Annotated in this window: 16 protein-coding genes; 3 read left to right on the top strand and 13 right to left on the bottom strand. The window is 62.9% G+C overall.

Features of this window, described 5'->3' with window-relative positions; translation table 11 throughout:
- Positions 1 to 57 precede the first annotated feature (57 nt).
- Positions 58 to 378, top strand: coding sequence for a helix-turn-helix domain-containing protein (locus tag MOE34_RS16720; protein WP_131389702.1), 321 nt, complete (start codon positions 58 to 60; stop codon positions 376 to 378).
- Entirely contained in the window at positions 356 to 1,597 is a 1,242-nt protein-coding gene (locus MOE34_RS16725) for a type II toxin-antitoxin system HipA family toxin (protein ID WP_242218630.1), read from the top strand. The genes MOE34_RS16720 and MOE34_RS16725 overlap by 23 nt, the downstream gene beginning before the upstream one ends.
- Before the next feature lie 94 nt (positions 1,598 to 1,691).
- Here the strand turns inward: MOE34_RS16725 and MOE34_RS16730 are convergent, their stop codons facing one another.
- Together MOE34_RS16730 and MOE34_RS16735 are read right to left on the bottom strand one after the other, a co-directional pair.
- Positions 1,692 to 2,018: a DUF736 domain-containing protein gene (locus MOE34_RS16730; RefSeq protein WP_009450558.1), complete on the bottom strand. Its 327-nt coding sequence runs from the start codon at positions 2,016 to 2,018 to the stop codon at positions 1,692 to 1,694.
- 566 nt (positions 2,019 to 2,584) lie between these two features.
- Entirely contained in the window at positions 2,585 to 3,025 is a 441-nt protein-coding gene (locus tag MOE34_RS16735) for a hypothetical protein (RefSeq protein ID WP_242218631.1), read from the bottom strand.
- 229 nt (positions 3,026 to 3,254) lie between these two features.
- On the opposite strand from MOE34_RS16735, the gene MOE34_RS16740 reads away from it, so the two are divergent.
- Complete coding sequence (locus MOE34_RS16740) at positions 3,255 to 3,755, top strand: hypothetical protein (RefSeq protein WP_242218633.1); 501 nt, start codon at positions 3,255 to 3,257, stop codon at positions 3,753 to 3,755.
- Positions 3,756 to 3,778: 23 nt separating this feature from the next.
- Here MOE34_RS16740 and MOE34_RS16745 read toward each other — a convergent pair whose 3' ends face one another.
- The 11 genes from MOE34_RS16745 to MOE34_RS16795 form a co-directional block, all read right to left on the bottom strand.
- A complete protein-coding gene (locus MOE34_RS16745; RefSeq protein WP_242218635.1) occupies positions 3,779 to 4,705 on the bottom strand; it encodes a DUF2493 domain-containing protein in 927 nt (308 codons plus the stop codon).
- A 306-nt stretch (positions 4,706 to 5,011) separates the two neighbouring features.
- On the bottom strand, positions 5,012 to 6,049 hold the full coding sequence (locus MOE34_RS16750) for a DUF7146 domain-containing protein (RefSeq protein ID WP_242218637.1): 1,038 nt from the start codon (positions 6,047 to 6,049) through the stop codon (positions 5,012 to 5,014).
- Positions 6,049 to 10,371, bottom strand: coding sequence for a strawberry notch family protein (locus MOE34_RS16755; protein ID WP_242218639.1), 4,323 nt, complete (start codon positions 10,369 to 10,371; stop codon positions 6,049 to 6,051). Before MOE34_RS16755 ends, MOE34_RS16750 begins: the two co-directional genes overlap by 1 nt.
- A gap of 157 nt (positions 10,372 to 10,528) precedes the next feature.
- Complete coding sequence (locus tag MOE34_RS16760) at positions 10,529 to 11,173, bottom strand: hypothetical protein (RefSeq protein ID WP_009450564.1); 645 nt, start codon at positions 11,171 to 11,173, stop codon at positions 10,529 to 10,531.
- Positions 11,166 to 11,582: a hypothetical protein gene (locus tag MOE34_RS16765; RefSeq protein WP_009450565.1), complete on the bottom strand. Its 417-nt coding sequence runs from the start codon at positions 11,580 to 11,582 to the stop codon at positions 11,166 to 11,168. The genes MOE34_RS16760 and MOE34_RS16765 overlap by 8 nt, the downstream gene beginning before the upstream one ends.
- 65 nt (positions 11,583 to 11,647) lie before the next feature.
- Positions 11,648 to 12,196, bottom strand: a complete 549-nt coding sequence (locus MOE34_RS16770) for a hypothetical protein (protein ID WP_009450566.1) — start codon at positions 12,194 to 12,196, stop codon at positions 11,648 to 11,650.
- 199 nt (positions 12,197 to 12,395) lie between these two features.
- Complete coding sequence (locus MOE34_RS16775; protein ID WP_009450567.1) at positions 12,396 to 12,560, bottom strand: hypothetical protein; 165 nt, start codon at positions 12,558 to 12,560, stop codon at positions 12,396 to 12,398.
- A 417-nt stretch (positions 12,561 to 12,977) separates the two neighbouring features.
- Complete coding sequence (locus tag MOE34_RS16780; protein ID WP_009450568.1) at positions 12,978 to 13,283, bottom strand: hypothetical protein; 306 nt, start codon at positions 13,281 to 13,283, stop codon at positions 12,978 to 12,980.
- Positions 13,284 to 13,380: 97 nt separating this feature from the next.
- A complete protein-coding gene (locus tag MOE34_RS16785; protein WP_009450569.1) occupies positions 13,381 to 15,519 on the bottom strand; it encodes a ParB/RepB/Spo0J family partition protein in 2,139 nt (712 codons plus the stop codon).
- Positions 15,520 to 15,643: 124 nt separating this feature from the next.
- Complete coding sequence (locus MOE34_RS16790; RefSeq protein ID WP_009450570.1) at positions 15,644 to 16,039, bottom strand: DUF2958 domain-containing protein; 396 nt, start codon at positions 16,037 to 16,039, stop codon at positions 15,644 to 15,646.
- Positions 16,036 to 16,998, bottom strand: coding sequence for an ArdC family protein (locus MOE34_RS16795; RefSeq protein WP_009450571.1), 963 nt, complete (start codon positions 16,996 to 16,998; stop codon positions 16,036 to 16,038). The genes MOE34_RS16790 and MOE34_RS16795 overlap by 4 nt, the downstream gene beginning before the upstream one ends.
- Positions 16,999 to 17,163: the final 165 nt, after the last annotated feature.

Here is a 17,163-nt window from a genome sequence, read left to right on the forward strand (position 1 = left end):
ACTAGATATGATACCTATCCAGATCAATGCAGCAGGAATGATCTGTAAAGGCATCACATGAAGGCGGAAGCAGAAACACTGGGGCTGATCGGCGACCATTTTCGCCGCGCGCGTCTTGCAGCGGGGCTGACCCAGGAGCAAGTGGCCGATCTTGCCGGCATTTCGCGCCCGCGCTACCGCGACATCGAGACGGGGGCAGCGGCTGCGCGCACCACGACATTGATCAACATTGCCAGGGCGCTTGGGCTGGAAATGATGCTGGTTCCGCAGGCAATGGTGCCGGCCATCGAGGCGCTTTTGCGCCCCGATGCCGAGGACGATCATCCCGCCTTCAGCCCGCAACCGGAGAGCGACGATGACAGCCGCCCGCACCGCTGAGACCATTACCGCGCTGGACGTGTTCCTGAACAGTGCGAAGGTCGGCACGATCGTCAGGACGCCGGGTGATTTCAACGCCTTCAGCCTTGATCCGGCTTATCGCGCGACCGGCGGTATTCCGGTTCTGAGCCTGTCCCTGCGCGCGGCATCAGGGGGCCTGCGCAAGGATCCGCGACCTGTCGCAGGCAGCCTGCCGCCCTTCTTTGCCAACCTTCTGCCCGAAGACCGGCTGCGCGAGGCGATGGAAAAGCACCATGCGGGTAATGTGCGGCCGGGGAACGATTTCGATCTCCTGGCCACCCTTGGTGCGGATTTGCCGGGGGCCGTTCGGGTGCTGCCCAGTGACGGTCAACCCGGCATCGGGGCGGCGCCATCCCAAGGGCGGCCCAAGGCCCGCTTCTCGCTTGCAGGCGTGCAGATGAAGCTCTCGGTGATGAAGAACACCGGCAAGGGCGGCGGGCTGACCTTGCCGCTCGGGGATGACGAGGGCCAATATATTGCGAAATTCCCCTCGACCGCCTTTCCGGGCGTGTCGGAAAACGAGTTCGCGAACCTCGCGCTTGCCGAAGCCATCGGCATGGACGTGCCTGAGCGAGAACTGGTCAGCCGAGACCAGTTCGAGGGCATTCCCGAAGAGTTCGAAACACTTGCCGAGGGGCTGGTCCTGCTCGTGCGGCGTTTTGATCGCGGGGCAGACGGGCAGCGCATCCATATCGAGGATTTCGCGCAGGTTTTCGGCCTGTACCCGGCGCGCAAATATGATGGCGCCGCCTCCCACGACATCGCCTCTGTGCTGAATGTTGCGATCTCGCCGTTCGCCGCGCTGGAGTTTGTCCGGCGGCTGACCTTCTCGGTGGTCATGGGCAATGGCGACATGCACCTCAAGAACTGGTCGCTGATCTATCCGGGTGACGGCGACACGCCCGCTCTTGCACCGATCTACGACATGCTTTCGACCGTGCCCTATATTCCGGCAGATGGGCTGGCGCTGTCTCTGGGCGGCGAGCGGGCCTTCAAGGGCCTGGCCCCGGCCCGCTGGAAGATGTTTGCCAATCGGGCAAGGCTTCCCGAGCCAGCCGTGCTCAAGGCCGTTGTCGAGACGGTGAAACGCATCGATGCAAAATGGTGGACCCTGCCGGAACGCGAAGTGGTCCCCCCTCTCGTGCTGGAACGGATCGACGCCCATGTGAAAACCATGATCCCGATCCTGACCGGCTGAGCAGTTCCAGCCCGGACAAGTCACCGGGCCTGGCGGCTTTCCCGCGGGCACGGGAAAGGCCCCGACCTTGCGGTCGGAGCCTTTGTTCCGCGCCTCAGTCGCCGCGGCGACCGTTGGGGCGGGACCAGATGAGGGAGAAGGTTTCGCCGTCCTCTTCGTCGAAGAGGTTGGCGTAGATCGGAGCGTTGAAGCTTGGATCGTCCAGCTTGAGGCCCAGATAGTCGCGGCCCTCGTTGGAGCGCTTGGACCAAGCGGCGCCGATTTCGGCGCGACCGACCAGAACGCGGTGGCTGGGGGCGTTCTCGCCGGTGGCGCGCAGGTCGGGGATGATGCGCACGCCCTTGGCCTGGACGCTGAGGGTGACGATTTCGCCGGTGAATTCGTTCGAGCCGGTCTTCTTGAAGGTGCCGATGGTTGCCATTTTAAGTCTCCGATTTCCGTTTCCGAGCCCGCACCATTGCGGCCTCTATGGCGATCGACCGGCCGGAGACGAACGCTGGCGCACCCCAAAGGGGCTGGACAGCACAGGAGAAACTTTCTTGTTCCGCGCGGAATGTCGGCTTTGCCGGCAGGGGAAGAAAGTTGTGACGACGCTGTTGCGCTAGAGCGGTCGAAGCGCATCGCGCTGGTTTTCGGCCAGATCAGGCCATTGAAGAGGCCGTTTGGAGCGGTCGAGACACGGGGGTTGAACGGGGACGGTGGCAACCTCGACGCTCCATCAGGATGACCAGACCGGCGCACCGGCTTGTCTGGCCCCCCGCGTTTCAGGTCGTGCACATCCTTTTCTCCGGCCTGTGCTATCGGCATTGCCCCAACCGGTTTTTGGTCAGTCCTCGAATGCTGGCACTGACCGTCCTGCGCTCCTATGGACCGTGCCTGTGCCTCACGCTGCCCCGGGATCCACACGCATCTACCCACCCGCCTCCTGACGAAGACGGCAGATGATCCGTATCCGCTTCTGGTCCTGCCTCTACGGGTCACTCCAGTTCAGGTGCGTGCAAGGTTCCTGTCCGCAGGGCCGGTTGCCGCCATGCCTGCAACGCGCAGGAACGCCGTCACGCCCACCGCAACCGCTCCGATCACCGAGAAGATGAGTTGCCATGTCTCCGAGGGCATCATGTGCTTGACAATACCGAGCGTGGCGTAAAACCCGGCCATTCCCGCCGGAGCGACGAAGGCCAGAGCAATCAGCAGACGCGCCCAGATCGGGCGGATCAGCATGAGCAGGCCCTGACCAACAGCCAGCGTCAGACCGGCGGCGAGAAGACCAACGACGATGCCGCCGAGCCAGCCAGCCCCAGTATCATAGGCCCAAGCGCCTGCATTCAGGCCAATAAAGAACGGCAAAGCGAATACGGCGAGATTGAACAGCAGCCAGCACATGGTGCCAATGGCTGCGATGGAGACGAGGATTCCGAGAACGATCATGGTGGTGTCTCCGTGCAAAAGGTTGGACGGTTGCGCCTTCCACCACCACCACGGCGCAGCCACAGAATAGCAGCGTTTCTCTCACCGGGCGAGATGAGATAGTTTGTAAGGTCAAGCCTCTCTGTAAACTCGCCGCTTGAACAGGAAAGCTGATGCGTCTGGTAGACCAGTATCGGCTCTACCTCTACGGTGGCTATATTGTTGGGTGGAAGGCTGCAGGTTAAAGTCTATGGCAGAAATCGATTGGTCAGATCGGGCATTTTATGATGACGGCGAATGGGTAAGCTGGTCAGACATTGACGAACAGCTTCGCCACAAGGAATGGGGAGCGAAGTATCCAAACGCCATCCGATCAATGATCCCGTATTTTGAGGACCTGATCTCACTCGCTGAGAGCTACAATCTGGAGACGGGCCTGCATTTATCTGTGTATGGCGACATCGGTGAGCTGTTCGGTGCCATCGCCTACGGCATCAAGTTGAACAAGACCTACGCGCAAGGTTCGGACGGCAGGCTTGAAAATGATCATGTCGAGATCAAAACCATCACTCCTTTCAAGAGCAAAGACGTGGTGATGGTGGATACAGCCAGGCATTTCAGCAAGCTGCTCGTGGTCAAAATTAATGCGGAATTCCAGGTCTCCGGGCGAATGGTCAGCCGCAAGCAATTGCCAAAGCGCTCAGGCCGTTATGTCCGAATTCGTTGGGACGACCTGGCGCTATTGCAGTAGTGCTTATGCCGAACAGGCAGCGCTCACGCGCTGCCGGTCCCGAAGCGATAGACCGGGATGCCCATCTTGCGAGCCTTGTCGGCAAGGTTGTCCTGAATGCCCGTGCCGGGGAAGATGATGACGCCGATCGGCATGATGCCCAGCATCTGGTCGTTGCGTTTGAAGGGCGCCGCCTTGGCGTGTTTCGCCCAATCGGGTTTGAAGGCGACCTGCGCGACTTTGCGATTGTTGGCCCAGGTGGCCGCGATGCGTTCCGCGCCCTTGGGCGATCCGCCGTGCATCAGCACCATGTCCGGGTGCTTGGCATGGACCTGATCGAGCTTGGACCAGATCGTCCGGTGATCGGTGGTGTCACCGCCCGAGAAGGCGATCTTTGGTCCGGCGGGCAACAGCACCTCGTTGTCGGCCCGACGTTTGGCGGCGATGAAGTCGCGGCTGTCGATCATGGCCGAGGTCATCTGGCGATGGTTGACCCGTGAACCGGAGCGTTGCGACCAGGGCGTTCCGGTGGTGCGCAGATAAATGTCGGCAGCGGTATCGCGGAAGGTTTCCATGCTGTCGCGGCGCTCGATCAGGCTTTGGCCCGCGCCGATCAGGGTTTCGAGCTGGACGGATTTGACCTCGCTGCCGTCCTGTTCACGCTGAAGGCGCTTCTGTGCCTGCTCGTTATCGTCGAGTTTGATCTCGATCCGCTCGACAGCACGGTGGAAGGTGTTGACGGTGGACCACAGGATTTCGTCGAGGTCGAAATCGAGGCTGGTGTCGGCCATGGTGGAAATCAGGGCGTCGAAGATATCGGAGACTGCGCCCTGGATGACGTGATCTTCGGGTGTGATCCGGGGATCGGCCTCGTCTTCGGAGGGACGGTAGCCGTAGAGTTCGAGTTCTTCGATGGCATGGCCGGTCGGGGACGTGCTGTGATCGGGTTCGAAATCGTCGTGCGCGTACATGGGATGCTTCCGTCAGTTGGACCGCGACCGTCGCGGCCTTCATGGCGAGACACGCCCACGGGCGCTCCGGTCTGGCAGCGCGAGCCTCTGGCGAGGGCCTTGATGGCAAAGCCCGGCTGATTTGTTTCGCGCTGTAAAGGCGGGCTGCCCGCCGACGGAAATCAGTCGGGCGCCGCCATTGCCTGACCGGAGCGTTTGTGGGCCGATCGCCCTCTCGGAAGGCCAAGGCGCGGTCCTCTGCTGATGACAGGATGCAGCCTGCACGCATGACAGGATCGGAACGGTCCGATCACGGCCCCGTGCCGGCTATGCAATTGAAGCCATGAAGCGGCTGACGTCCTCGGGAGCGATTTGCACCCGGATCTCTGTCCGAACGGCATCCAGTCCATGAGTTGTGAGATCTTCGTTGAAGTCCCCCATCATGGGGGAGAGCGTGATGGTCTCGATCCCGACCTCGTGCGCCCGGTCCACCAGGCTATCGCGGGCGCTGTCACCTGCCGGATCGTTGTCGCGGACGATATAGAGCCTGCGAAGTTGCGGCGGGAACAGGATGGCAGCGAGATGCCCGGCCGAGAGTGCGGAAACCATTGGCATGGTGGGCAGAGCCTGACGCAGCGACAGGATGGTTTCGATACCTTCCCCCGCTGCCATGGCATCCTGCGCATCATCGAAACGAACCGCATGTCCGAGCAGGTCGCCCATTGCCTTCCTCGGCGGATCGACAGGTGCCTTGCCGGAACCGTCCGGGGCCAGCCAGGTGCGGTGCGCACCGGTGATCCGGCCATCGAGGTCTGTGACGGCGGCGATCATGGCGGGCCATGTTTCGGTCGGGCCATCGTCCTCGGGCCGCCAGTAGCAGTTGGGATGGAAACGCAGATTTGCGGTCTGGCGTAAATCCGTAATGCCGCGTCCGCGTAAATACGCTTCTGCGGTACTGCCGATCAGCGGCTGCGTCATGCGCCAGAGGCGGCGTGCTGCCTCGGATGATCCCGATGGTGCTGGCGCTCGGGGCTGACGGGATGGCGGCTGCGGTTCAGGATGCGGCAGGCTGAGGAAGCGCCGGGCCTCTTCGGCAACGTCTGCGAAGTCGATCAGACCGAGCGAGTCCCGGATGACGTCGAGCAGATCGCCATATTCCCCCGTGGCCGAGTCATGCCATTTACCGGCAATGCCTTTCACGCTGTCGTGCAGCCGGACGAACATGGAGCGGCCAGCCGTGTTTCGGACATCGCCAACCTGCCAGTAATTGCCCTGCTTGCGACCATTCGACAGATAGTGGCGGCACACCGCCTCGGCCTGTCGGCCGAGACGCTGCGCGAGTTCGGAAGCGTTGAGACGCGCCATTATGCGGCCTCCCGCTCACCGATGCGCAGGGCCGCGAAGCGGTCAAGCAGTTTGCCGATGATCTCCGGTCCCGTTGCATCGACAGGCACGAAGAAGCGCAGTTTCCACGAGATGATCTCGCTGAAGAGGCCATAGGCCCGCAGCCGGTCGCGCATCGCGTCAGTAAAGCCGGTCAGTTCGATCCGGTTGGCGCCCATGACGCGGACGCGACGCAGTTGCAGCCCCTCGGCGAGATCAAGGATCGTGCGACCTTCGATCAGCGCGGCATAGGCGGCATCCGGTGTCAGGCTGCTGGTAACGCCACTGGTCGAGGCATTGGCGGCCCAGGCCGGCGAGACCCGGCGACCGATGATGCGTTCGCCCTCGTCGGTCTGGAGCCGATAGACGCGGGAGGATTCCTGCGGCAGGCGTTTCCAGATCGGCAGAAGCAGCCCCGTCACCATATGCAGGATATTATCGGTGAACTCCGGCACCTCGGCCAGTTCCGCCTTCCAGGCCACGGTGAAGGCGGCATGGTCGGCCTCAAGCCAATGGGTGTCGCCCATCGCCCGCACCGGTATGTTCATCGCCTCCATGGGCCGGATCAGCCGCACGCGCCGTTCGATCTCGCCATCATCCAGCATGACGCTGGTGGTCGGGATCTGCACGGCGGCACGACCGGATCGCTCGTTGATGAGCAGTTTGGCACGCGGATCATCCAGTTCCGCCAGGGCGGCATCGAGCGTGACCGGCTGATTGCGTTTGCGCTCGGTGAGCGTCAGGAGCCGGGTTTCCGCCCCGGTGCCCGGATGGGTGTGGATCACCTGTCGGTCGGTGACGATGAAGCTTTCGGCCTTCAGCGTTTCCAGCCCCATATCATAGGTGCCGGATGCAATCGCCCCGTCGATCCGCGCCTGCAGGAGCTGTTCGAAGGCCGAGAACAGGATGCCCTGCAACTCGACGGTCAGCGCCAGCAGGCGGTTGAGGAAGGTGGTGATCGGCGGCAGTTCGTCCTTCACACCATTGCTGTCCATCAGCTTCAGCCCTGTGGCGGATTCAAACCGCTCCAGCGAGCAACCCTCGACCTTGCCGCGCACGATCAGCAGATAGAGCTGGCGCAACGCATCGCGGGCATAGGCGGATTCGAGATTATCCTCGGGACGGAACAGCCCCTGACCGCCGGTCTGGCGCTGACCGCGGGTGATCGCGCCCAGCGTGTCGAGGCGGCGGGCAATGGTCGAGAGGAAGCGCTTCTCGGCTTTGACATCCGTGGCGATGGGCCGGAAGAGCGGCGGCTGCGCCTGATTGGTGCGGTTGGTGCGGCCCAGCCCCTGAATGGCGGCATCTGCCTTCCAGCCCGGTTCCAGCAGATAATGGACGCGCAGCCGTTGGTTTTTCGCCGAGAGTTCGGCGTGGTAGCTGCGCCCCGTGCCACCGGCATCAGAGAAGACCAGAATGCGCTTCTGGTCATCCATGAAGGCCGAAGTCTCGGCAAGGTTGGCAGAAGGCGCACGGTTCTCGACCGCAAGACGTGCCGCTGCACCTTCGCCCTTGCGCACGATCCGGCGCGAACGGCCTGTGACCTCCGCCACCATATCCGTGCCGAAGCGCTGCACGATCTGGTCGAGCGCCCCCGGGACAGGCGGAAGCGAACCCAGCTGCTCCAGCATCTCGTCGCGCCGCGCCACGGCTTCGCGGCATTCCACCGGCTGACCATCGCGGAAGACGGGGCGTGACGACAGGTTGCCCTCGCCATCGGTAAACGGCTCATAGAGCTGCACCGGGAAGGAATGCTGCAAATACGAGCCTACATATTCCCTCGGCGTGACATCGACGGAAATATCGTTCCATTCCTCGGTGGGGATCTCGGATAGCCGGCGTTCCATCAGCGCTTCGCCGGTCGAGACGATCTGGATGACGGCCGCATGGCCCGCTTCAAGATCGGCATCAATGGACCGGATCAGGGTCGGGGTTTTCATGGAGGTCAGCAGATGGCCAAAGAAGCGCTGCTTGGTGCTTTCAAAGGCCGAACGGGCGGCGGATTTGGCCTGCCGGTTCAGCGTCCCATCGCTGCCGGTGATGTTGGCGGCTTCCATCGCCGCGACCAGGTTTCCATGAATGACAGCGAAGGCGGCAGCATATGAGTCGTAAATGTGCCGCTGTTCGTCCGTGAGCTGATGCTCGATCAGTTCATATTCGACGCCATCATAGGAGAGTGAGCGGGCGGTATAGAGGCCGAGAGATCGCAGGTCGCGGGCCAGGACCTCCATGGCCGCAACGCCACCGGATTCGATCGCCTCGACGAACTCGGCGCGGGTCTGGAACGGAAAGTCCTCACCGCCCCAGAGGCCGAGGCGCTGAGCATAGGCGAGATTATGGACGGTGGTGGCGCCAGTCGCCGAGACATAGACGACGCGGGCGTCGGGCAGCGCGTGCTGAAGCCGCAGGCCCGCACGTCCCTGCTGCGAGGCGGCGACATCACCGCGTTCACCTTTTCCGCCACCGGCATTCTGCATGGAATGGCTCTCGTCGAAGATAATGGCTCCATCGAAATCGGACCCCAACCATTCGACGATCTGCTTGACGCGGGAAACCTTCTCGCCCCGGTCGTCGGAGCGTAGCGTGGCATAGGTGGTAAAAAGGATGCCTTCCGACAGCGTGATCGGCTTGCCCTGCGGGAAGCGTGACAGAGGCGTGACCAGCAGCCGTTCCATGCCGAGCGCCGACCAGTCGCGTTGCGCGTCCTCGATCAGCTTGTCGGATTTGGAGATCCAGATCGCCTTGCGCCGACCGCGAAGCCAGTTGTCGAGAATGATGGCGGCGGACTGGCGACCCTTGCCAGCGCCGGTTCCATCACCGAGCATGAAGCCCCGGCGAAAGCGGATCGATCCGGCAGCATCCTCGGGCGCGGCACTCACATTGTCGAAATGCTCGTCCACGGTCCATGCACCCGCGAGATGATCGGCATGGGCTTCACCAGCATAGATCACCGTTTCAAGCTGGGCGTCCGACAGACGCGCGCAGATGTCAGCGGGCAGCAAAGGCCGGTAGGAGGGCTTCGGCGGTGCGACCGAGGCCATGGCTGCGGATTGCACAAGCTTGGTCGGATGCGGCTGCGCGCCAGCAATGCGTAGCGATTGCGGCGTATATTCCTCATAGATGGCGTCGGACAGGCGAGCGCCTTCCGGTTGCGTCCAGTCCACGGTCTCATAGGCGAGTTCGGCGCCCTCGGGATCGTTAGCGAGAGCAGCGGCAGGTCGTGCCGCTGTCGCGCGGGTCAGATAGCCCCGCACGGTTTTCGGCGCGGCGGTCGAAGCAGGCACCACGATCTTCGGCAATGATACCGGCGAACGCTGCGGGACATGCGCCTCGATCCAGCCGATCAGCGTGGCAACATCGGGAGCGATGCCCGGTGAGGCCGGAAAGATGCCAGGATCGTCGGCGGGCAGTTTGTCGATCACGGTCAGCCGCGTGTCGATCGTGGTGCCGTGCTTTGCATAGACCGCACCATCGACGGCAGCGCTGAACACCACGCGGCCACGGGCCTGCAAGCGGATGAAGGCGTCTCGCCATGCCGGAGCTTCGGGGCCAAAGCCAGCGCCGGTGATCGCCACGAGGCGGCCGCCGGGAGCAAGACGAGACAGTGCCGAGGCAACATGGCGGTACGCGGCATCGGCCATGCGACCGCTGACATTGGCCATGACCGAGAATGGCGGGTTCATCAGCACCACGGACGGGACAGCATCCGGAGCCAGATGATCATCGATCTGGGCGGCGTCGAAGCGGGTGACGGCAAAAGCCGGAAAGAGCTCGGCAAGCAGATCGGCGCGGGTCTCGGCCAGTTCGTTGAGGATCAGCGAGCCACCGATGGTCTGCGCCAGGATCGCCAGAAGGCCGGTGCCCGCCGATGGTTCCAGCACCCTGTCATCGGGCGTAATCGCGGCAGCCGTCAGAGCGGCAAGGCCGAGGGGGATCGGCGTCGAGAATTGCTGGAAGTTCTGGCTTTCCTCGGAACGCCGGGTCTGCGTCGGCAATAGTCCGGCGATCTTTGCCAGCACGGAAATCCGTGCAGCCCGAGACGCTGCTTTACGGAAAAGCGCCTTTCCGTATTTGCGCAGGAAGAGAACTGTGGCGACCTCGCACGCCTCATAAGCCATCTTCCAGTCCCACGCGCCGGTAGCATCGGATGCGCCGAAGGCCGTTTCCATAGCACCGCGCAAGGTGGCGGCATCGACACGCTGACCCCGTTCGAGATGGGGGAGCAGGAGATTGGCCGCAGCCAGGATCGCAGGCGTGGCCGCCAACGGTGTGACCGGATCGGCTACGGGGAAAACCATGTTCATGTCGGGAACCTCAGGAGAGCGGGAAGGACAAGCCCGGACAGCGCTCTCTCTCGACCACCCGGACCTGACCCTTTCCGGCCCACCTCTCACTCTCAAAGCGCAGCATGAAAAAGCGCCCCGACCGGACGGCGGGGCGCTTGTCAGTGTCTTCTCGGGATCATCCGAAGCGGCGACCGGCTTCGGTGAACGTGTATTCATTGGCGGCGATGGTTTCATCGACCGCTTCGTCCGAGGACAGATAGTCATATTCGCGCTCAAGCTGGCGGTAGAGCCAGCGGGCCAGATCGCGCAACGCCTCGATGATCGTCTTCTCGGCATCAGCGGTCATGTCCTGCCAGGTCGGGCTGTCGCGCTCGACCGAGATCGACATGCAGTATTCGTGATAATAATGGCCGCGATGGCTCGCCTCTGCGCGAATCTGATAGAAGTTTCGGCGCTGGATCGCCTGAAGGGCATCGGCGATGCGGTGCAGTTCGGTGTCCTGCGGGGCGTATTCCCGGATCAGGTGCGGCGCCTGTTTGCGGTAGGAATAGAGAGATTCGAAGCAGGCACCGTCCCCTTGTGACCAGAAGCCCCGGAACCAGATGCACGGTTCCTGCCGTGTGCCGCCGTCCATCAACCGGACGGTGCGGGTCTTGAGGTTGAGCCCGAGGATTTCGGCGATGCGCTGGAAATCCTCATAGACGGCATCGTACCAGTCATAGTCGAAGCCGCCCTCACGATACCAGGCGCGGGCCTTGTCCTTCGCCGCGTCGGAAAGTTCTCCCAAGCGATAGACGGTGGTTTCGATGATCTCAGGCATAGGGATCTCTCCCTTCCAAAACTGAGGAAAGCCAGCCGTCAGTATAGATCCAGTCCACTGTTTCGCCGGTGGCAAGATCGAGGACATGCGCACCACCGCCGAAGCCGTCGATTCTCGGCCTGGAACAACTGTTTGCGTATTGAAGGCCCCATAGGCCCGTCAGGCGGAATTCAGTGGCGCAGCGTTTGACGAACTGGATGACATGCTCGGGATCGCCGGTGACATCATCACGCATCCAGAGCTGTGTGCCACCATGTTCTGGCTGGATGGAGAGCAGGAAGCCATCCGAGGGCGGATCTTCGGCGGCATTGTCATCCGCCAGAGCGTTGTAGAGATCAAGCGCGCGGGCAGCGTTTTCGGGGGTGCCTACGTCGAGGAGGCAAGAAAAATGCGTGTAATAGTCGGGCATGGCGGTCTCCAGACATGACATGGCCCGGCGTATGGCCGAGCCGAATGGGATGGAAAGGGTTAAGCTCAGGCGGCCTGCGGCAGGCGGAGCAGATCGGCCGAGGTTTCGCGCCAGAAGGGATCGACCAACCGGGCCTCCAGCGCAGCGGCGCGATAACGCAGCCGTCTCGCATCACCGGGGTCCGAGGCCCGGAATGCCATACCGCGCAAGCGGCTGGCCTCGGTCACGATCCTGCGTGCCTCGGCATCGGATGCGACTGGCTGTTGCCAGAGGATAATGCCGGCGCGGATTTCACCGGCGAGGACCAGGCGCTGATCTCGGTCCTGAATGAGCATGATGCGCGGCTGAAAATACGGAAAGCTGTCCGGCCCCGTGCGAATATCACCGCGCGACAGGCGCAAGGCTGCGGCCTGGATGGCCTCTTCCGGTGACGGGCATTCGCCAAGCGGGATCACGCGGTCAAAACCGTTCGCCGCGTCACTGGCGTCATAACTGGCCACGCCAAGGCATGAGATACGCAGCGGCAGCTTTTGCGACCGATAAAGCGCGGGCAGAACATCGGCAGCCAGAATCTGGCCGATGGAACGGAAGGTTTCGGAACGGGCAAAGGTCATCGGGATCACTCCATGACGGGCGCCGGTGAGCCTCTCTCTCCGACCCTCAACCCGTCACGGCCGAACGGCCCGCACTCTTCCTCTCTGACCGGGCTCGTTCCCGGTTCCGCTGCCGGCGATGGGAACCATCGCGAGGCGCTGAAGGCCCGAAGCGCGGGCTGCCGCGCTCGGGCCGTCGGGGATGAGGCGCTTTCGCGCCTTATTCCCACGGGTCCAGCTCCAGCTTCACCATGTCGTCGTCGCCGTCGAACTCGGCGGCAGGGCACGCGGCGTGGGTGCCGTCTCCGGCCTGGAACACAACGATCGAAACCATCAGCGTGGCGGCAAGGCTGGCGGCGAAGGCGGTGGCATCTGCATAGGACATGGGTTCCGGCTCCTGTCTTTGGGAGGCGGGGGACCATCCCCCGCGCGACAGGCGCCCGAAGTGTCTGACCGGATCTGCAATCACCCGAGGGCGTTCGGACTTTTCCCGAATCCCCGAGGGCGGCACGCGCGCGTAAGCCGACCCCTTTGGGGTTGAATGTCAAAGAGACGGATCGGACCAAGGTTTGCGAATGGAAGCGGGGGTGGTTTTTCGCATCTGACAGGATGCCGGATACCCGTCGCAGATGCTCTGCCGCGTCAGCCTTGCCACCATGCTGGCATCAGGATCGTGTTCCTTCAGGCCAGAGATGGCTGCCGCTTGTCCTGATCGGGATGGCGGATTGCATGGTGAAGCCGGATTGGGCCCGTCCGGTGCAGACATCCCATCCTCACGGCCAGAGACCCTGCGATCGGGTCTTCAGCTCCAAAGCCCATCGGCAATTTCGCGGGCAACCATCGCGCGGGCTTTCATCATCAGATCGTCGCCCGATGTATCGATGTGACCATAGAAGCGCGCACGGCCGCCATGGGCAGTCCATTCGGCATAGCGGCAGTATTCACGGGCATCGAGCCGGAAAACGCGCATATCTTCGGCCCAATGGGGCTTTGGCTCCACAACAACGGTCATGCCGTCGCGGCTTTCCTCCCAGGGCAGTGTACGCTCCAGCGGACGGTTTTCCCGATCCTGAGCAAATATTTCATCAACGTCGATGCTGGCAGCCATGGCGGCTCTCCAAAGAAAAAGCCCGATCACGAGGATCGGGCGAGTTACGGAAACGGAGCGGTTAGAACGGGGCGACCGAAGCCGCCCCGCATGAGTGCTATTCAGCAGCGACCATATGCTGTTCTTCCTCATCGTCAGCGGGGTCGTCCTCGCCATCGCCGGAGAGGAAATCGGGCAGATTGTCGGCTTCCGCCGCAGTGCCCGATGCCGGGTCGACTTCGATACCCTCGTCCGCCATGCGCAGCGGCTCAGGCAGCCAGCCGGTTTCCGCCAGCAGGCGTTCGGCTTCCTTGGCCATGTCGCCCTTCTTGAGATGTCCGATCAACTCGGCGGCCCGGTCTCCGGCCCCTTCACGTACAGCTTCAAGGATACGCGGCTTGGTCACGCGGCCGAGATAATTGCCGACCGTCGGCCGCCAGCCCACGGCCACCATGTCGAGGCCGGTCGAACGGGCCAGCCGGTCAGCCTGCGACAGGCGGATGTCCAGCCCGTGCTGGCTGACGCCCGTGCCGCTGTAAGGGTTCGGCTTCTCATAGAGCGCATTGACACCGAAGCTGACGCAATGGGCGAGTAACTCCATGCGCGAACCATCGTCCAGATCGGTCAGCCAATCCCAGAGGGCGGCATCGTCTGCCGGGACATGATCGCACCAGCGTTCGTGGCGGTCAGCGATAGCCTTGGCCGACGCGCTGTCGCGCAGATCCTCGGCCTGTGCGGGCAGATGAACCTCCCGGACCTGGGCTTCGAGGCATCCCTTGCTGGAATGCGGCATGAAGCAATCCATGGCCAGCCTGTGCAGCAGTGCCGTCATAGCGACATGCGGGTTTACTGCCACCGCATCCCGCAGCGCCAGCGTGCGATGCGCGGTCAGCTCGCTGACCAGGCGATCGGGCAGCGGCTTGATGATGTCGGCCTCGTCTTCCTCCTCAGTTTCGACCGCCTGGCCGCCCAGCGTGATAACTGCACCCATGCGGCTTACCTCCGGTTCTGACCGCTGGATCACCTCGCCGGTTTCCGGGTCAACGATTTCAGCTTCCGGTTCCGCAGGCGTTTCATCTTCGGCGCGAACATAGCCGCGCTCGATCAGCAATGCGCCATCGGCGTCGATGCTGATGAAGACACCCGCCATGCTGATCTGGTCCGGCTCGAAGGTCATCGGACGGCGCTCGAAGGTTTCCAGAGCCAGTTCGATCTCACCCAAGCGGGCGTCGATCTCGTCAGGCAGCTCGTCCGCCTCGCCATATTCGACTTCAAGCCGGTCATACTCGTCGCGCAATGCTTCGCGGGTGGCGCGTTCCTCTTCGCTCAGATCGACCGTGGTGCCGACAATCTGGCGTAGGCCATGGTCGTGACCATAGGGGAAGGTGATGGCGACCTCGATCCATTTCCAGCCCTCGGCGGCGATGGCTTCGCCCTCGGCCTTCAGTTTTTCGCCCACCAACCGGTCGAGCAGCACCGGATCTTGCAGCCAGCCACCATTGTCCTGCTGAAAGAGATCACGCAGCACGCAGCCGCCAGCCTCTTCATAGGCATCGATACCAACGAACACCGCCCGTTTGTCGGCGGCGCGGACTGTGGTTTCGGTCAGCAGGCGTCGGATGTGGTAGGGTTCCTTCTGCCAGCCATCCCTGATCGCTTCCCAGACCTGCTCCTGACGGGCATGGTCAGAACTGACGCTGAAGGCCATGAGTTGTTCCAGCGTCATGCCGTCCTCGGCATAGACGTCGAGCAATGCCGGTGAGACGGAAACCAGACGCAGGCGCTGCTTCACCACCTTGGCATCCACAAAGAAGGCGGCGGCGATGGCTTCCTCGGTCATGCCCTTTTCGCGCATGGCCTGGAAAGCGCGGAACTGATCGAGCGGATGCAGCGGAGCGCGCTCGATATTCTCGGCGAGCGATACCTCGTCGATCAGCACATCGGCGCTGGCCTCCGACACCACGCACGGGACCGGCGCACTTTTGGCGAGGCGCTTCTGCTTGACCAGCAGTTCCAGCGCCCGGAACCGGCGACCGCCGGCGGGCACCTCGAACATGCCGGTTTCCTTGCCCCCGGCATCCACCACCGGACGGACATGCAGGGACTGGATCAGGCCGCGGCGGGCGATGGACTCGGCCAGTTCCTCGACCGAGATGCCGGCCTTGACGCGCCGGACGTTGGACTGGCTGAGCACCAGCTTGTTGAAGGGAATGTCGCGCGAGGACGACAGGGTGATCTTCTGAACGGCAGTGGCCATGTCAGTGACTCCATGACGGACGCCGGTGAGCCTCTCTCTCCGGCTATCAGCCCGTCACGAAGCGAAGCGCCGCCCTCTTCCTCTGAAGAGAGCGACGCCAGCCGCAGAACCTGAAACCCGGAAATCAGGCACTCCGGTTTTCTGTATCGGCGGATGTGCGGGAAAAGCTCGCGCCGACGCCGTAGAGCAAACGCTCGGCGGCGCGGATGCTGCCGGTCTCACGGGCGGCCTCGGCCCAGACCGAGATCGGGAAATCGCCGGTGAACAGCAGATCGCGCTCGATGACCATGCCAAATGGCAGCCGGACTGACTGCATCTCGCCAAGGCTCCACGAACCCAGTTCGGGATGGCCGAGATCCGCCAGGCCGAACATGATGTCGCCATCCTCATCCAGCTCGGTAGCGAGCCAGACGCCTTCACCGAGGGGATTGAAGAACTTCACGACCGGGATGTGATCTTGATCGCGCTGGCGACCATTGGCCAGCAGGCGGTCCTGCTGTGCGCCTGTCAGGAGGATCATGCCGCCGCCCTCCGGTCGGTTTCGCTCGCATCCGACTCCCCGGTGTCTTCGGCAAGCAGATGCGACAGCAGCCAGTCCGCCGCCTTGCTGGCCTGCGAGGCCGCGCGGACAATCGCGCGGGAATCCTCGCGCATGACCTCCAGCCACGACCCGATGTAATCGGCATGGCGGACGGTCGGCATGATCCCGAGCGCGGCGCAACTGAAGGCCGCGGTCTGTTCGGCAATCATTTCCTCGAAGGCGTATTTCTTCGAGCCGAACGAGCCGGTCAGATCGCGGTTGAGGCGGCTGTGATGGCCGCTGGCGTGCCCCAGCTCATGCAGGGCCGTCCTGTGCCAGTTGATCGGCTCGAAATAGGCTTGCGGAGGCGGCACCTGCACATAGTCGAGCGACGGCATATAGAAGGCGCGATTGCCGCCAATACGGAAGTCAATGCCGGTAGCCCGGATCAGCGCCTCGACCTGAGGTTCGATAAGGCCCGGCGGCGGTGGCGGCGCGACTGCCGTGATCTCATCGGGTAGGCCATCGCATTGCGCGGCGTTAAAGACCGTGAACCGCTTCAGGAACGGAATGGCATGCGCATCCTCACCCGTTTCGCGGGCACGGCGCTTCTCGTCCTCGGGGGTGAAACGGTCGGCATAAACGACAGTCGTGCCACGCTCGCCCTTCCTGACATTGCCGCCAAGCGAAAGCGCCTGGCGGAACGTCAGCCACGCCTGAGCGGGGAAACCATGCTGGATGACAGCCCCCCAGAGGATGAGAATATTGATGCCGGAATAGGACCGGCCGGTTGAAGCATTTCTCGGCAGGCCCAGCGGGGCGGTATCAGGCGACGCACCCCAAGGCTGGACCCATGGCAACCGCCCTTGCTCCAGCTCGGCGATGATCTTGTTGGTGATGTCGTCGTAAAGGTTGCTGCGCGCGCCACCTTCCGCGAGGTTACGACCCTGTCTGGCCATCGGGATGATCTCCGCGACGGGTGCCGGAAGCCTCTCCTCCAGCTCTTAACCCGTCACGGAAAATCCGCCCGCACTCTCACTCGGAAGGGGGCGTTGCGGGGATCTCCCCGCAGAAGGGGTAGGTAGAGACCAAGGCTCGGCCGCAGGGGAAGGCTTTCCCCCTAT

Source organism: Shinella zoogloeoides, assembly GCF_022682305.1.
Classification (GTDB): Bacteria; Pseudomonadota; Alphaproteobacteria; order Rhizobiales; family Rhizobiaceae; genus Shinella; species Shinella zoogloeoides_B.